This window comes from Amycolatopsis acidicola, from assembly GCF_007713735.2.
In the GTDB taxonomy this organism is placed as follows: domain Bacteria; phylum Actinomycetota; class Actinomycetes; order Mycobacteriales; family Pseudonocardiaceae; genus Amycolatopsis_E; species Amycolatopsis_E acidicola.
Genome location: NZ_VMNW02000141.1, coordinates 1 through 15224, shown reverse-complemented (window position 1 = coordinate 15224; position 15224 = coordinate 1). Strand labels below are relative to the sequence as shown.

The window sequence follows — 15224 nt, the reverse complement described above, 5'->3', positions numbered from 1 at the left end:
CCTTGCGATCTTGGCGCTGGGTCAAGGCATCTTTCCCGCCTTGACGCAGTGACAAGATCGCGAACACTCACAGATCGGGGCGGTGGTGGGGTGTCACACAGCGCGCGCTACGCGCGTCCGTTGCTGTCTCAAGCCGCTGGTGATCGCGATCGCGGACATGTGACCGCTTCAGCAGGGGTTGCCCTCGATCCGCGCCATCGCGCGCAACACGGGCGGCAGCGTCTGGAGCATCCGCTCGGCGGACGGCCGGTCCCGCATGAGCACCCGCATCCCGGGCGGCTCGGTGTCCACCTCCGCCGAGTTGTCTTCCCGGAGGGCGGTCACGAACTCCGAAACCATGTCCACCCGCTCGGAGAACACCACCACGGCCGAACCGGCGCAGGCCTGGCCGGGAACGGTGCGGCCGAACAGGTTCCCGGTCCCCGCCACCACCGCGAATGCCACCACAGCGACCAGCACGCCACCTGCCGACACCAAGACTGCCCGGCTCCTCATGGGCGCAGCATGCCAGCAAGCCCACCACCACAAGACACGCGTGGCCGCTACCTGCCAGCCCTACGGCGTCCAGGAAGTCGCGGCAGCCCAGGCTTCGGCGCGTTTGAAAGCCTCGTCGACCCACGCCTGTTTCCGCTCGGCGTACGCGTCGATCGTCTCGTCGCCCTTCAGCTCGGCCGCCAGTGCGCGCTTCACCTCCGCGTAGGCCTCCCGCTCCGCGGGGTTTTCCCGCAGCCAAGCCGGAAACAGCAACGCCAGCCGCCACGCCGGGGTCTCCCGCGAACGCACATGCAGGTTCACCGGACGCCCGGGGTCGGCTCCGTAGTGGAAACGCTTGGGCCACTTCTCGCCGCCGTCCTGCGGGTGATCCCACCACTCCCCCTCCGCGCGGACGAAACCCGCGTCGGAGAGCTCGTCGGCGAACGCGTCGACATCGTCCAAAGTGGACACTGTCAGCTGGAGGTCGACGACGTCCTTGGCGGGCAACCCGGGCACCGCCGTCGATCCGATGTGGTCGGCCCGCTCCGCGCGCTCCCCCGCCACCTGCCGGATCCGCGCGAGCGCGCGCCGGGCCTGCAGCGGCCACTCCTCGTCGTACGGCGAGATCACCGCGCCGGCCGGCTTGCGCGGGCGGCGCAACCGGATGTTCGCCTCGAAGGGCACCAGCCTGTCCGCCCACAGCCGGTCCACTTCGGCCAGCACGACGTCCTCCGTGCCACCGTTGTCGAGCCAGATGTCCGCCGCGGCACGGCGCTGTTCGTCGGTGGCCTGCGTCGCGATCCGGGCGCGGGCGTCCTCCTCGGCCATCCCGCGCAGTTCGACGAGCCGCTTCACCCGCGTCTCCTCGGGGGCGCCGACCACGAGGACCAGGTGGTAGTTGGGCATGTAGTTGGCCTCGACGAGCAGCGGCACGTCGTGCACGAGGATCCCGTCCGCGGGCACCTGCGCGACCAGCTCCGCAGTGCGCGCGCCGATCCGGGGGTGGGTGATGCTGTTCAGCAGCTGCCGCGACTCCTCGTCACGGAACGCCTTCGCCGCGAGCGCGGGCCGGTCCAGCGAACCGTCCCCGGCGAGGATCTCCGTGCCGAACGCCTCGACGAGCGCGGCCAGGCCCTCGGTGCCCGGCTCCACGACCTCGCGGGCCAGCTTGTCCGAATCGACCACCACGGCCCCGTGCTCGGCGAGCCGTTTCGCGACCGTCGACTTCCCCGCCCCGATACCTCCGGTGAGCCCCAAGCGCAGCATGCCCGCATTCAACCAGGTAGACCGGACGCGCGGACACGGAGCGGGGTCGGCGGCCACCCGGCGGCTGTGATCGAACCGATACGGGGGACACGCCGGGGGTGCTGCTTCGGATCCTGGCCCCCATTGCGTAGCGTGCGCGGCGAAGAGTCGCCCACACGGAGGAACGATGCCAGCGAGCAAGCACGTCGGGAAGCACCGTCTCGGCACACCGGGGCTGGTGCACTGCCTGTTGTACCGGCCGGTGGCCCTCGCGCTCGAGGAGTACCGGCGGACCTGGCTCACCGCGCTGCTCGTTCCCGCCAAACACAGCCTGGCCGGCCTCCGCCGCCGCGCCCGCGCCGCCGCGCTCGAGCGCGTGTGGGTCCCGGCCACCACCTGACACGCGACGCGAAGCAGGGCACCCCCGCGCCGGAGTGCCCTGCTCGTCATGCCCGGTCTCAGCCCGTGACGAGGGTGAGGTTGTAGGCCGAGAGGATCTCGTTCACCGGCTGGAAGAACGTCTCGCCGCCGCTGGTGCAGTCGCCCGAGCCGCCCGAGGTGACGCCCTGGGCCTGGCTGCCGCTGACCCACGAGCCGCCCGAGTCGCCGGGCTCGGCGCAGGCGTCGGTCTGGGTCAGGCCGGAGACGCTGCCCTCCGAGTAGTTGACCGTCTGGTTGGTCGCCTTGATCGTGCCGCAGTGCCAGCCCGAGGTGGAGCCCGAGCGGCAGACCGACGCGCCGACGGCCGCCGCGTCCGAACCCGCGACCGTCACGTCACCGTTGCCGTAACCGTCCACAGTGGACGTCGGGGTCCAGTCCGAGCTGGTCTTCACGTACGAGTAGTCGTTGCCGGGGAAGGAAGACGACTGGAACGTGCCCATTGCCGAGTCGTCCGGTCCGGTGACCGAGTCGCCCGCGCTGCCGCAGTGCCCGGCCGAGACGAACCCGCCCTCGACGGAGAACCCGACCGAACAGCGCGCGGAGCCGTTGATGTAGTAGGCGTCGCCACCGATGACGTCACCCGCGTACAGGCGCGGCGCCGAGGTGACCGAGTCGACGCGCACCGGGCCGGCGGCCTTGGCGAAATCGAGGAACTTCCGCACGTTCGGGTCCGCCGCGCCCTGCTTGACGGTGACGACGACCGAGTTGGCCTGCTCGTCGACGTACCAGCCGGTGACGTCCTTGGGCGCGGTCTGCCCGGCGTAGCCGTCGATCGCCGCCTTGGCGGCGTCGAGCGCGGCCTGCGTGTGCGCCACGTTCGCGACGTCGGCGCCGGTGGCCCGCACCGCGGCGGCGCGGGCGGCGTCGGTCACGCCCACGACCAGCTTCCCGGTCGCCGCGTCGTACCAGGCGCCACCGAAACCGGCACCGGCCGCGGACCGCGCGGCGGACGTCACCGACGTCGCGGCGGACTCCTGCGCCAGCCGGGTCCGCACCTGCTCGGCGGTCAACCCGAAGTCACGCTGCATCGCGTTCAGCACCGGCTGGGAGGCCAGCGGCGCCGCCGTCGCGGACGGCGTGAGGCACAGGGCCAGCGCGGCACCGGCGGCCACTCCGGCCACCCCCATGGACTTCACCAGTTTCGTTCGCTTCATTCGCTCGCTCGCTTCGCTTCGAGTACAGGGACCGGGTCGCGCGACCACGGTCCGAGTCTCACCCGCGAGACACCGGCACCGAAACCCGGCAAAAGTAGGTTGGTGAATATCCGCCATCGGCGCGCCGGAAGGGTTCACCCGGCGGCAAAACGCCGTGAAGCCCGTGTCAGTTGACGCAGCCGCTGAGATCCGTCGTCTCGGCGCTCGGCACGTACGACGCCGAAGTGGTGGGCGGGGAGCCGCTCTGCGCGGCCGCCGCCGCGACCGACGACGCGGGCGTGGCGGCGCTGCTGCTCGACGGCGTTTTTCCCAGCAGGTGCTGGACGAACGCGCGGACCTGGTCCGGGTCGACCTTCACCGCGTCCCCGTCGTACGGGGTCTGCAGGGTCAGCGACTGGACCGGGATGGTGGCGAAGGTGAGCCCGTCCGAGCTCAGCCCGCGCATCTGCTGGGCGAAGGTCAGCACGTCCCAGCCGTGGTCGAGGGTGACCGCCTGCCGCACGGCGTCGATGAGGTTCCCGAGCTTCACCGGGTTCGCCAGCGTGCCGGCGCCGAGCACGACTTTCGCCGCGCTGGCGAGGAAAGCCTGCTGCCGGGCGATGCGGTCGAGGTCGCCGTTCGGCAGGCCGTGCCGCTGCCGCACGAACTCCAGCGCCTGCGTGCCCGAGATCGTCTGCTCCCCGGCCGGGAAGTCCGCCCCGGAATAGCTGTCGTGCACCGGGTTCTTGAGGCACACCGGCACCCCGCCGACGGCGAGGCTCAGCGTGTAGAAACCCACCAGGTTGATCGCCGCGTAGTGGTTGATGGTGAGCCCGGTGAACTCCTCCACGGTCTGGATCGCCGTGCGCGCCCCGGCCGCGGCCGCCTGCTTCTCGCGCTCCGCGCCCGTCACGCCTTCCCCGGTGAGCTTGGTGAACTCGGCCTGGCGGCCGTAGGTGTACGCCGAGTTGATCTTGTGCTTGCCGTACCCTCCGGCGATCTGCACGTAGGAGTCGCGCGGGATCGAGATGGCCGTGGCCTCGCCGCCGCCCGCCGGGACGTGCAGCACGATCATCGTGTCGGTGGTGTCACCGCCGTCCCCGGAGTCACCGGCGTGCAACTGGTCGAGCACGTTCTGTGGCAAGGGATTCCCCTGCGCGTCGGTCCGCGAGTCGAGTCCGACGAGGAGGATGTTCTGCTCGGGCACGTACGTGGAGCCGTTGGCGGAGGGCAGCTGTGCCGAAGGCTCGATGACGTCGGCCGTGGCCAGGTCCTGGAGCCGGTTCACCTGGCTCCACGCGTAGCCGGTGACGCCGAGCACCAGAAGCGAGGCCAGACCCAACGCGCTGTATGCGAGCGGCTTCCAGCGCACTCCGGCCCTCCCCCGATTTTTCACCCGAACTTGTGAGACCAGTATCCCGCGCGCATCTGACAGTTTCCTGTGAGTTTCGGCGGGTCCGGTGTGAATTTCGTGTGACGGGTTGGAAAGAGCGCGGCGGGGACGCCGTCACGGGCAGGCTGGGCGCGCACCCGCCGCGCTCGGCCGGACGACTTGCCGAGGGGGAGGGCGGAAGCCGGCCGGCTGGCTCGGAGTGCGTCCCAGAATGCGCCGGCACCCGGCTTCGCGGGCCGGGAGACCTACCGAGTTCGCTACGTACTTCCGCGACCACGGAGGGATTCGCTCACACCCCGGCCGCGCGATGTTCGGCGAGCCACGCCGCGATCTGCGCCCGCGACGTGAACCCCAGCTTCGCCAGGATGTTCTCCACATGGGTTTCCGCGGTGCGCTGGGCGATGACCAGGCGGGCTGCGATCGCGCGGTTGCTCATGCCTTCGGCGACCAGTTCGGCGATCTCGCGCTCACGCCGGGTGAGCCCGCCGGGGCGGCCAGGCTTGCGGGCGGGCGCCGGCCGCGGCTTGCCCGGTTTTTCTTCCAGCGCAAAGGAAATCGCGTCTTCCCTGGAGAGCTCGGCGGTCTCCTGGAACGCGCTGTCGAAGGCACGCGGGCCCAGGGCGTGGCGGGCCTGCGCAGCGCACCACTCGTCGAAGACCCGGTAGGGACTGGTTTCCGAAGCGCGCGCCCCGCAGAGCCGCCGGACCGCCTGCGCCGCGCCGAGCAGCCCGGCCGCGCGCTGGTGCCGCTCCGCCGATCCGGCGCACCACGCCAGCGCGCCGATCGTGGCCGCGAGCTGCGTACTGTCGGCCAGCCGCAACGCGATCGCCTCCCGCAGCAGCGCCGCGGCCCGCTCGTACCCGCCCCGCCGCCATTCGTGGATCGCGACCGCCCACAGCGCCTGGGTTTTCGACCAGTGCGCCTGGTGCTTTTCGCACAGCCGCAACGCGTCCTCCGCCATCGCGAGGCCGACGTCGTCCTCCTGGAAGAACGCCACGGAGGCGAGCAACACCAGCGTGGTGACGACCTGCAGCAGATCCCCGGCTTCGCGGCACCCGGCCAGCGCCTCCTCCAGCAAAGTCCGGCCGGTGCACAGATCCCCGGCGAGGAACGACGCTGTGCCCGCCCCCTGCGCGAGACTCGCGCGCGTCGGCTCGTCGCCCAGCGCGCGAAGCTCGTCCAGCAACTCGCCCGCGACGTCGGGCTCTCCCGTGCGCAGCGCCATGAACGCGCAAGCCGCGAGCGCCCGCGCGCGGACCGGGGTGGGCGTACTGTCCAGCGCCAGCGCCGTTTTCAGCCAGCGCCGCCCTTCCGGCACGAGCCCGCCCGCGTACCAGAAATGCCACAGCGCGGCCGCGATCTCGGCCGCGTCCCCGGCGCGAGACGGTTCGGCGACGCAGTATTCGAGCGCGTCCCGCACGCTCGCGTGTTCACGGCGGAGCCGCTCGATCCAGTCGAGCTGCCCGGGACCGAAGGATTCGTCGCGGAACCGGCCCGCCAGGTTCCGCCAGTAAGCCACATGGCGTGCCCGTACTTCGTCCTCCCTGCCCGAACCGGTGAGCTTCAGCCGCCCGTACTCGCGGACCGTCCCGAGCATCCGGTATCCGGCCGCGCGGCCGTAGGTTCCGGTGCGGCGCTGGAGGATCGACTTGTCCACCATGCCCGCGACCAGGTCCAGCACGTCGGTGACCGCGATCCCGTCGCCCGCGCACACCGCTTCCGCCGCCTCCAGGTCGAACCCGCCCGCCAGGACGGAAACCGCCTCCCACACCGATCTTTCGGCCGGGGTGCACAGCTCGAAGCTCCAGTCGAACGTGGCGCGCAGGGTCTGCTGCCTCGGCGCCGCGGTGCGGTTTCCCCCGGTGAGCAACTGAAAACGATCGTCCAGCCGGTGCAGGACCTGCTCCGGCGAGAGCACGCGCAGCCGTACCGCGGCGAGTTCGATGGCGAGCGGGATGCCGTCGAGCCTGCGGCAGATTCCGGCGACCGTCTCCCGGTTTTCCTCGTCCACGGCGAATCCGGGCAGTACGGCCGAAGCGCGGTCGGCGAACAACGCGACGGCCTCGCCGTGCGCGCGATGCTCGCCGGGCACCGAAAGCGGGGGCACGACGAGCACCTGTTCCCCCTCCGCGCGGAGGATTTGCCTGCTGGTAGCGAGGATCCGCACACCGAGCGTGGCCGAAAGGAGCTTGGCCGACGCCGCCGCCGCGGCCGCCACGACCTGCTCGCAGTTGTCGAGGACGAGGAGCAGCCGCTTGTCTTCGAGCACCCCGGCTAGCTCGTCGGCCTGCTCGCGCGGCAGGCCCAGTCCGGCGGCGATGGTGAGCGGCAGCAGGTCCGGATCGGTCAGCTCGGCCAGCCGCACGAACCAGACCCCGTCGGGAAAAGCGCGCCGCAGCCCGGCGGCCGCGCGCAACGCTAGCCGCGTCTTGCCCACCCCGCCCATTCCGGCCAGCGTGACGAGCCTGGACACGCCCAGCAGCCGCTTGGTTTCGGCCAGTTCCCGGCGGCGGCCGACGAAACTGGTCAACTCGGCCGGAACCCTGCCACCGCGGCCGAACGGTTCGGACACAGGAAAAGTGTAGGCCGTTCCGCCGTGGCCCGCTTTTCCCGTTCAGGCGGTGCGCAATCGCGCGAAATCACCACCGAGGCGCAGCAGTTGGGCATTGACTTCCCCCGGCTGTTCCAAGAGGAACGCGTGCCCGGCCGACGGCAGCACGACCAGGCGCGCGGACGGCACCGCGGCGGCGATCATTTCGCTTTCGCCGCAAGGGGTTATCGTGTCGGCGGCCCCGGCCATGACGAGGCAGTCGACGTTCCCCAGCACACTCAGCGCGGCCCGTTTGTCGTGCTGTCGAAAACACGGCAGAAAATCACCGAGCACCTCCAAGGGGACCGATTCGATCATTTCCAGCAGGAAATCGGTGAGCCCGGCGTCGGCGGCGCCGGAAAAACCGTGCCACGACACCAGCGAGCGGGTCAGTTCGCGCACCGGCCCCACGCGAAGCACCCCCGGAACCCGGCTCAGCCCCGCGAGCGCGGCGGGCCCGAGCCGGTGCGCGAGCCCCTGCAACGGATCCCGGGCCACCGGCGCGGCCGTCGTCGCGAGCAGGGCCACGGCGGTGACCGGATCACCGAACAGGTCCGGCCGGGCCTCGGCGAGCGCCATGACCGTCATGCCGCCCATCGAATGCCCGGCCAGCACGACGGGACCGCCCTGGCAGGTCTGCTCGAGGACGGAGAGCAGATCGCGGCCCAGCTGGTCTATCGTGGCGTTCGTGGCCGGGCCTCGCGCCGAGCGGCCGTGCCCGCGCTGATCCCAGGTGACCACCCGGGCGTGCGCGGAAAGCGCGGCGCGCTGGAAGCACCAGCTGGCGCTGGTGAGCGCGTAGCCGTGGCACAGCACGTACGTGACCGGGGCGGCCGGATCGCCGGAGGCCTCGGCGTACAGCTCGGTCCCGTCGTCGGCGATGACCTGGTACGACCGGGAAGGGCAGACGGGCACGAGCGGCGCGACGCGCTCGCGGCCTCGGACAAGCCCCCACGTGGCGGCCCGCAGCGCCGCGGCGCCGAGGTAGTGCATCGGGATTCTCCCCTGCTGAGAATCGGAACAGTTGTTTCGCAGGGAGAATTTCAAGCGGGCCCGTACTCCGGCGACCGGGAAACTACGTAGAACGTTACGGAACCCCGTAGACGCCCGCGGGGAGGCCACGGACGCCGGGCCGGTACCGGAACAACGCGCCCGCCTCCGGCTGCTCACCTTCGGGCACGCCCTGCCGCGAGGTGGTGATGAACAGCTCGTCCAGCGCGGGGCCACCGAACGTACAGGCGGTGACCTGGCTGACCGGTAGCGTGACGTGCTCCAGCAGCTCGCCTTTCGCGCTGTAGCACCGGACCGCGCTGCCGCCCCACAACGCGACCCATAGCTGCCCCTCCGCGTCGACCGTCATGCCGTCGGGAGAGCCGGCCTGTCCGGGGATCGTGAACAGGGGGCGCCGTCCGGTCAGCCCAGCCTCGGCGGAGTAGTCGAACACGTCGACGCGGTGGGTGGGGGTGTCGATGTAGTAAGCGCTTTCCCCGCCCGGGCTCCAGGCGAGCCCGTTGGAGATGGTCACCCCCGACAGCACCGTGCTCACCTCGCCGGACGGGTCCAGCCGGTACAGGCTGCCCGCGCCCGGCGTCTCGGCGTACGCCATCGTGCCGCAGTAGAACCGGCCATCGGGGTCACAGCCGCCGTCGTTCATCCGGATCGCCGGGTCCGTCCACAACTCACCGAGCGGGCGTACGTTCTCGAGCGCCGCGTCGGCGAGGGCGAAACCGCGCTCCAGCGCGAGCACCGCTCCCCCGTCCACCGTCGGCCGCAGCGCCGCCGCGACCGTGCCGACGTGGTGGCGCACGACCTCACCGGAAGCCGGCAGCTCCAGCACATCCCCGGCGAGCATGTCGACCCAGCGCACCCCGGGCCAGCCGTCGTGCCACACCGGGCCTTCGCCGTGCGCCGCGACGGGCGCGGTCACCTGGTCCACTGTGGACATTCAGCCCACCATCTGCCGGACCGCCTCGGCGGTGGTGTCGATGAGGCGTTTCATCGCGCGGCCCGCGGCCACCGGGCGCCTGCCCTTCGCCGCCACGAGCACCGCCTGGTGCAGCGGCAGCGTGGCGGCGACCCCGCCCGGCGCGTGCGAGCTGGCCTCCAAACCGTGGTACAGACTGGTTTCCAGCAGCCTGCCGAGCTGCTCGATGAGCTGGTTGCCGCTGGCCTTCAACAGGATCAGGTGGAAGGCGAGGTCGGCGTCCACGAACGCCTCCTCGTCCTCGGGGAGGTTCGGCGCGTGCTGTTCCATGCGCGCGTACGCGTCTTCCAGAGTGGCCAGCTGCTCGGCCGTGGCGCGCTCGGCGGCCAGCTGCGCCGCGCCGGGTTCGACCATCAGGCGAAGCTCCAGGAGGTCTTTGAGAAAATCGGCCTTGGCGAGCTGCCCGTGCCAGTTGATGACCTCGCGGTCCATCAGGTTCCACTGCTCACGCGGCAGCACCCGGGTGCCGAGACGCGGCCGCGGCTCGACCAAACCCTTGGCGGCCAAGGCTTTCACCGCCTCGCGCACCCCGCCGCGGCTCACGTTGAGCTGGGCGGCCAGCTCGGCCTCGTTGGGCAGCCGCGACCCGTCGGGGAGCTCGCCGGACACGATCCGGCGGCCGATCCACTCGACCACCCGGCCGTGGATCGTGCGGTGCCTGCCGAGCGGCCCCTCCCTGGTCATACTCACGGAGTAATCATTGAATCATTGATAGATAATGTCAAATCGCCCCGCCTTGTCCCAATCGTTATCCGGGCCACTGGTTCGGTCCACAGTGAGCCTTGACTGTATCGACGAATCATCCAATGATTCAGGCACGCTTGACCCCGTGCCCCGAGTTCCCCGCCGAAGTGGATGGGTGGTTGACATGAGCGACGAGAAGGCCGCGACCTCACGCAGGGCCGCATTGAAGTTCCTCGGGGCAGGAGGTGGAGCGGTCGCCGCCAGCGCGCTGCTCACCGCCTGCAACGGCGCGCAGCCCCAGAGTTCCGGCGGCGGCGCCGGCGCGTTCCCGAGTACCCCCGCGTGGCGCTTCACCTTCATCAACCACGTCACGACGAACTCCTTCTTCGTGCCGACGAAGACCGGCATGACCGATGCCGCGAAGCTGCTCGGCCTGCCCGACCCGCAGTGGACCGGCTCCACCGAAGGAAACGTTTCGGAGATGGCCAACGCCTTCTCCACCGCGGTGAACGGCAACGTGGACGGCATCGCCATCGCGCTGACCGACAACAACGCCTTCGTCGAGCCCACGAAAGCCGCGCTGGCCAAGGGCATCCCGGTGATCGCCTACAACGCCACCGCGCCGGGCAACTACCCGCTGACCTACGTCGGGCAGGACCTCTACACCTCCGGTTTCCAGATGGGACAGCGGATCGCGAAGGACATCACCTCCGGGCTGATCCTCGTCGGCATCTCGCAGCCGGGCGGCAACAACGTGCAGCCGCGCCTGAACGGCATCACCGACGCGCTCAAGCAGGTGGCGCCGGGCGTCACCGTGCAGTCGGTCAACACCGGCGCGGAGCAGGCGAACGAGCTGAACGCGATCACCGCCGCCTACGACGGGCACACCGACGCCAAGGGCCTCTACGCCGTGGACGCAGGCAGCACCGCCTCCATCGCGCAGCTGATCTCCAACCGCGCCCTGCAGGGCAAGATCCACGCCGGCGGGTACGACACGCTGTCCGACACACTCAAGGGCGTGCAGTCCGGCGCACTGGACTTCACCATCGACCAGTCCGCGTACCTGCAGGGTTTCCTGCCGGTGCTGTACATGTACCTGTACCGGCTCTCCGGCACGCTCGTCTCGCCGCCGGTCACCGACACCGGCCTCACCTTCGTCACCAAGGACAACGTGGGCCCGTACGTCTCGGCCAACAGCAAGTTCGAGGGCGGGTCCAACACGGCGCTGATCGACATGCCGAAGTCCATCCCGCTGCCCGCGGCGACCGCCTGACCGCCGCCGGCCCGACCCGAGGTAAGACATGACAGACGCGCTCACCGGGAAGACCTCCGGCCGCACGGGCGGCACCGAAGACGGCGGGCCACCGCCGCGCCGCGGTTTCCTGCTCGGGCTGATCCGGATCAAGGAACTGAGCATCCTGCTGGTGACGATCGCGGCCGCGATCTACTTCCTGGCCACCAGCGGGCCCGGTTTCGCCACCGAGCAGAACTACCACACCATCGCGCAGTACGTGGCGCCGTGGGCGATCGTCGGTGCCGGCGAGGTGATGGTGCTGATCTGCGGGCAGATCGACCTGTCCGCGGGCTTCGTGTTCACGCTGTCACCGTTCGTGCTGATGTTGTTCTACAACAACGGTTTCCCGTTGCTGCTGGCGGTGCTGGGGTCGATCGCGGTGAGCGCGGCGATCGGGATGGTGAACGGGCTGATCCACACGCTGTTCGGGCTCTCGGCGTTCATCACCACCCTCGGCATGGCGTTCCTGCTGTGGGGCCTGTCGCTGATCATCTCCGGCGGCTCGCCGATCAGCGCGCCGACGGACTCCTGGGTGATCGAGGTCTTCGGGCACTGGGGCTGGTCGGAGTTCCTGTGGGCGCTGGTGGTCGTCGCGGTGATGCAGGTGATCCTGTCCACCACCCGGTTCGGCATCGCCACGCAGGCCACCGGCGGGAACCCGCTGGGCGCGGCCGAATCGGGTATCCGCACCAACCGGATCAAGGTCATCTGCTTCTCCATCACCGGCGGGCTCGCCGGGCTGGCCGGCATCCTGCAGGGCACCAGGGTCGGCTCCTACGACCCGACCAACGGCGGGTTCAACACGATGTTCTACGCGGTGGCCGCGGCGGTCATCGGCGGCACCGCGCTGCTCGGCGGTTCGGGCACGGTGATCGGCGCGTTCCTCGGCGCGCTGCTGCTCGGCCTGGTCTACGACGGGTTCAACCTCACCGGGATCAGCGCCAACGGGTTCTACGTGCTGCTGGGCATCGCGATCCTCGTCGCCGCACTGCTGAACGTGTACCTGGCCATGCTGCGCAAGAAACTCGGTTCCCGGAGGCTTTCGTGAGTGAGACCAACGGCGTGCCCGAGGTGATGCGGGCCGAGCACGTCAGCAAGCGGTTCGGCCCGGTGCGGGCGCTCGAGGACATCAACCTCAACGTGCGGCGCGGGGAGATACTCGGGCTGATCGGCGACAACGGGGCGGGCAAGTCCACGCTGATCAAGATCCTCACCGGGTTCCACCAGCCCGACCAGGGTGCCCTGGTCTTCGACGGGCAGCCGGTGCAGCTGAAGTCGGTGACGCACGCGCGCTCGCTCGGTATCGAGACGGTGTTCCAGGACCTCGCGATGGTCAACGACCTGCCGGTGTACCTGAACCTGCACCTGAACAAGGAACTCGTGCACAAACCGCTGCCCTTCCTGAAGCGGAAGGAGATGAAGCGGCGGGCCCGCGAGGCGCTCGACGCGATCGGGATCAACATCCCGACCGTCACCGCCGAGGTCGGACAGCTCTCCGGCGGGCAGCGCCAGGCCATCGCGGTGGCGCGCTCGGTGTACTCCCAGAACACGAAACTGCTCCTGCTCGACGAACCGCTGGCCGCGATGGGCGCGAAGGAGGGCGGGCTGATCCTGCGGCTGCTGGCGCAGCTGAAAGCCCGCGGCGACATCGCGATCATCCTCATCGCGCACAACTACAGCCAGGTGGTCGACGTCTGCGACCGGGTGAACCTGTTGCAGCACGGGGAAATCACCTTCGACAAACCGTCGAAGGAGACGTCGGTCGCCGAACTGCTCGAACTCGTGCACGCCGAATACCGGTTGAACACCAACGGCGGATAGGAGTCCCTTTCCGCCCGACCTCACGAATGGGAGGGTGTGTTTGTCATGCGCGGAAGAATCGCGCTCGCGGTGAGCGCAGTCGCTGTCGCGGCCCTGGGGTTGAGCGGAGTCTCCGCCGCCGCCCCGCAGGGCCATTCCCCCACCATCGCCAAGGAGTACTTCGGGCAGGCCGACGGCACCGCCGTCTACCGGTACACCCTGAGCAATTCCCACGGGATGAAGGTGCAGATCCTGTCCTACGGCGGGATCATCCAGACCCTCAGCGTCCCGGACAAACACGGCAAGAGCGCGAACGTCGTGCTCGGCTTCCCGACGCTCGCGGACTACGTCGCGAAGAACAGCCCCGAAGCGGGCGGCGGCGTCTACTTCGGCGCACTCATCGGGCGTTACGCGAACCGGATCGCCAAGGGACAGTTCACTTTGGACGGAAAGACCTACAACGTCCCGGTGAACAACAACGGCAACAGCCTGCACGGCGGCCTGCAGGGCTTCGACAAGAAGGTCTGGAACGTCACCGAGGTGCCGGGCAAGGGCACCGCGGGGCTGAAGCTCACCGTCACCAGCCCGGACGGCGACCAGGGCTACCCCGGCACGCTGAACGCGACCGTCACCTACACCCTCGACGAGCAGAACCGGCTGTCCATCGGCTACCAGGCCACCACGGACGCTCCCACCGTGGTGAACCTGACCAACCACACGTACTGGAACCTCGCCGGTGAGGCCAGCGGCGACATCTACGACCAGAAGCTGCAGCTGAACGCGGCGAGCTACACGCCGACCGACAGCACGCAGATCCCGACCGGGCAGATCGTCCCGGTCAAGGGCACGCCGTTCGACTTCACCAAGCCGACCGCGATCGGCGCCAGGATCGCCGACAACGACCCGCAACTGGTGATCGGCCAGGGCTACGACCACAACTGGGTGCTCAACTCGGGCGGCGGCAAGTCACTGACGCAGGCGGCGAAAGCGACCGACCCGGAAAGCGGGCGGACGCTGACGATCAGCACGGACCAGCCGGGGATCCAGTTCTACTCCGGCAACTTCCTCGACGGCACGCTGTACGGCACGAGCGGCCACGCGTACCGGCAGGGCTACGGGTTCGCGCTGGAAACCCAGCACTACCCCGATTCGCCGAACCAGCCCGATTTCCCGAGCACGGTGCTGCGGCCCGGCGAGACCTACCACACCACCACGGTCTTCGCGCTCGGCACCAGCTGACCACACAGCGAAGCGGGCGGCCCGGCGGGCCGCCCGCTTTCGTACGCGCGGGGTGACCGCCCCGCTACGCCTTGGCCGCCACCGGCTTTTCCCAGTAGCCCGCCATCAGCTCGCGGGACCACGACGGCTGCACGACCTCTTCGCGCGGGGCGAACTCCGCGAGGTACGGCTTGACGTCGAGCACCGGGGTGCTGTCGATCGCGTCGAGGCCGCGGACCTTGATGGTGAGCCCGTCCACGCCGAGCAGCCGGCAGGTGGTGACGCCGATCCGGTTCGGCCTGTTCCTGGCGCGCTGGGCGAAGATGCCGACCTGCGGCCATTCCGGGTTGTCCCGCGGATGGCGCGCCCCGCGCTGCATCTCGTCCGGGCTGACCCGGTCGAACACGTACACGATCTCGACGTGGGAGAACTCGGCCAGGCCCCACAGGGCGTCCGGACCGAACAGTGCCCCGTCGAGCTCGACCAGCGCGGTGACCGAGTCCCAGTCGTCGTCGACCGGCTCAGACCTCGGAGACCGGACGAAACCGATCGGATGCAAGATCATGCCTTCAGTGTGCCTGATGGGCTATTCGCCCGCGCGCGGAGCCGGGAAAATCCAGGGGCGGCTCGGGCACGGCAGAGCCGAGACCTGCGACGACCACGGAGAAGTACGGGACGTTCACGCAAAAGCCTTCGCGGACGCCGCGCTCCGCCCCGATTCCGTTGGAGGCTCAGGAAGATCAAGGGGTCACCGGCCGATCCGGCGCGCGACGATACCCGCGCCCACGATGAGGATCATGCCCGTCACCGCCCACCGGCGCTTCTGCTTCGTCTCCTCCTGACGGCTGTCGGCCTGCGCCGCGGACTCCTTCGTGGACGGGATGGTCGGTTTCGCCGTTTTCACCCGCGGCGCGGCCGTGTTGGCCGCCCGCGTCGGCGTGTTGGCCGGGGGCGCGGGCGTGTTGGCC

At 69.9% G+C, this 15224-nt stretch carries 14 protein-coding genes and 1 pseudogene; 5 read left to right on the top strand and 10 right to left on the bottom strand.

The annotated features are described in order from the left end of the window. Nucleotides 1–168: 168 nt before the first annotated feature. Both FPZ12_RS43290 and coaE read right to left on the bottom strand, forming a co-directional pair. On the bottom strand, nt 169–495 hold the full coding sequence (locus FPZ12_RS43290) for a hypothetical protein (protein ID WP_144758758.1): 327 nt from the start codon (nt 493–495) through the stop codon (nt 169–171). A gap of 60 nt (nt 496–555) precedes the next feature. Further along, on the bottom strand, nt 556–1740 hold the full coding sequence (gene coaE / locus FPZ12_RS43285; RefSeq protein WP_144758755.1) for a dephospho-CoA kinase: 1185 nt from the start codon (nt 1738–1740) through the stop codon (nt 556–558). Nucleotides 1741–1906: 166 nt separating this feature from the next. On the opposite strand from coaE, the gene FPZ12_RS43280 reads away from it, so the two are divergent. Then, nucleotides 1907–2119 (top strand): hypothetical protein, encoded by a 213-nt coding sequence (locus FPZ12_RS43280; protein ID WP_144758752.1) that lies wholly within the window; start codon nt 1907–1909, stop codon nt 2117–2119. 58 nt (nt 2120–2177) lie between these two features. On the opposite strand, the gene FPZ12_RS43275 is transcribed toward FPZ12_RS43280, so the two are convergent. The 6 genes from FPZ12_RS43275 to FPZ12_RS43250 all read right to left on the bottom strand — a co-directional run bounded on the left by FPZ12_RS43275 (nt 2178) and on the right by FPZ12_RS43250 (nt 9944). Then, nucleotides 2178–3314, bottom strand: coding sequence for a S1 family peptidase (locus FPZ12_RS43275; protein WP_144758749.1), 1137 nt, complete (start codon nt 3312–3314; stop codon nt 2178–2180). Between the two features lie 166 nt (nt 3315–3480). Beyond that, nucleotides 3481–4665, bottom strand: coding sequence for an LCP family protein (locus FPZ12_RS43270; protein WP_243770331.1), 1185 nt, complete (start codon nt 4663–4665; stop codon nt 3481–3483). Nucleotides 4666–4975: 310 nt separating this feature from the next. Beyond that, nucleotides 4976–7258: an ATP-binding protein gene (locus tag FPZ12_RS43265; protein WP_144758744.1), complete on the bottom strand. Its 2283-nt coding sequence runs from the start codon at nt 7256–7258 to the stop codon at nt 4976–4978. 42 nt (nt 7259–7300) lie between these two features. Further along, nucleotides 7301–8269, bottom strand: coding sequence for an alpha/beta fold hydrolase (locus tag FPZ12_RS43260; protein ID WP_144758741.1), 969 nt, complete (start codon nt 8267–8269; stop codon nt 7301–7303). A 94-nt stretch (nt 8270–8363) separates the two neighbouring features. Next, complete coding sequence (locus FPZ12_RS43255) at nt 8364–9221, bottom strand: SMP-30/gluconolactonase/LRE family protein (protein WP_166463101.1); 858 nt, start codon at nt 9219–9221, stop codon at nt 8364–8366. Continuing rightward, a complete protein-coding gene (locus FPZ12_RS43250; protein ID WP_243770332.1) occupies nt 9222–9944 on the bottom strand; it encodes a FadR/GntR family transcriptional regulator in 723 nt (240 codons plus the stop codon). 184 nt (nt 9945–10128) lie between these two features. Here FPZ12_RS43250 and FPZ12_RS43245 point away from each other — a divergent pair, with 184 nt between their 5' ends. The 4 genes from FPZ12_RS43245 to FPZ12_RS43230 are packed head-to-tail and all read left to right on the top strand — an operon-like array spanning nt 10129 to nt 14277. Further along, complete coding sequence (locus tag FPZ12_RS43245) at nt 10129–11217, top strand: sugar ABC transporter substrate-binding protein (protein ID WP_144758735.1); 1089 nt, start codon at nt 10129–10131, stop codon at nt 11215–11217. A gap of 28 nt (nt 11218–11245) precedes the next feature. After that, a complete protein-coding gene (locus tag FPZ12_RS43240) occupies nt 11246–12286 on the top strand; it encodes an ABC transporter permease (protein WP_144758732.1) in 1041 nt (346 codons plus the stop codon). Next, a complete protein-coding gene (locus FPZ12_RS43235) occupies nt 12283–13059 on the top strand; it encodes an ATP-binding cassette domain-containing protein (protein WP_243770330.1) in 777 nt (258 codons plus the stop codon). Before FPZ12_RS43240 ends, FPZ12_RS43235 begins: the two co-directional genes overlap by 4 nt. Nucleotides 13060–13104: 45 nt before the next feature. Then, nucleotides 13105–14277 carry an aldose epimerase family protein gene (locus FPZ12_RS43230; RefSeq protein WP_144758729.1) on the top strand — a complete coding sequence of 391 codons (1173 nt, stop codon included), beginning with the start codon at nt 13105–13107 and terminating at the stop codon, nt 14275–14277. A 64-nt stretch (nt 14278–14341) separates the two neighbouring features. Here the strand turns inward: FPZ12_RS43230 and FPZ12_RS43225 are convergent, their stop codons facing one another. Both FPZ12_RS43225 and FPZ12_RS45890 read right to left on the bottom strand, forming a co-directional pair. Next, the gene (locus tag FPZ12_RS43225) at nt 14342–14821 is read right to left on the bottom strand and encodes an SAM-dependent methyltransferase (RefSeq protein ID WP_144758726.1); all 480 of its coding nucleotides are present in this window, start codon (nt 14819–14821) and stop codon (nt 14342–14344) included. Between the two features lie 183 nt (nt 14822–15004). After that, nucleotides 15005–15224, bottom strand: a pseudogene (locus FPZ12_RS45890) (hypothetical protein); the annotation flags it as partial.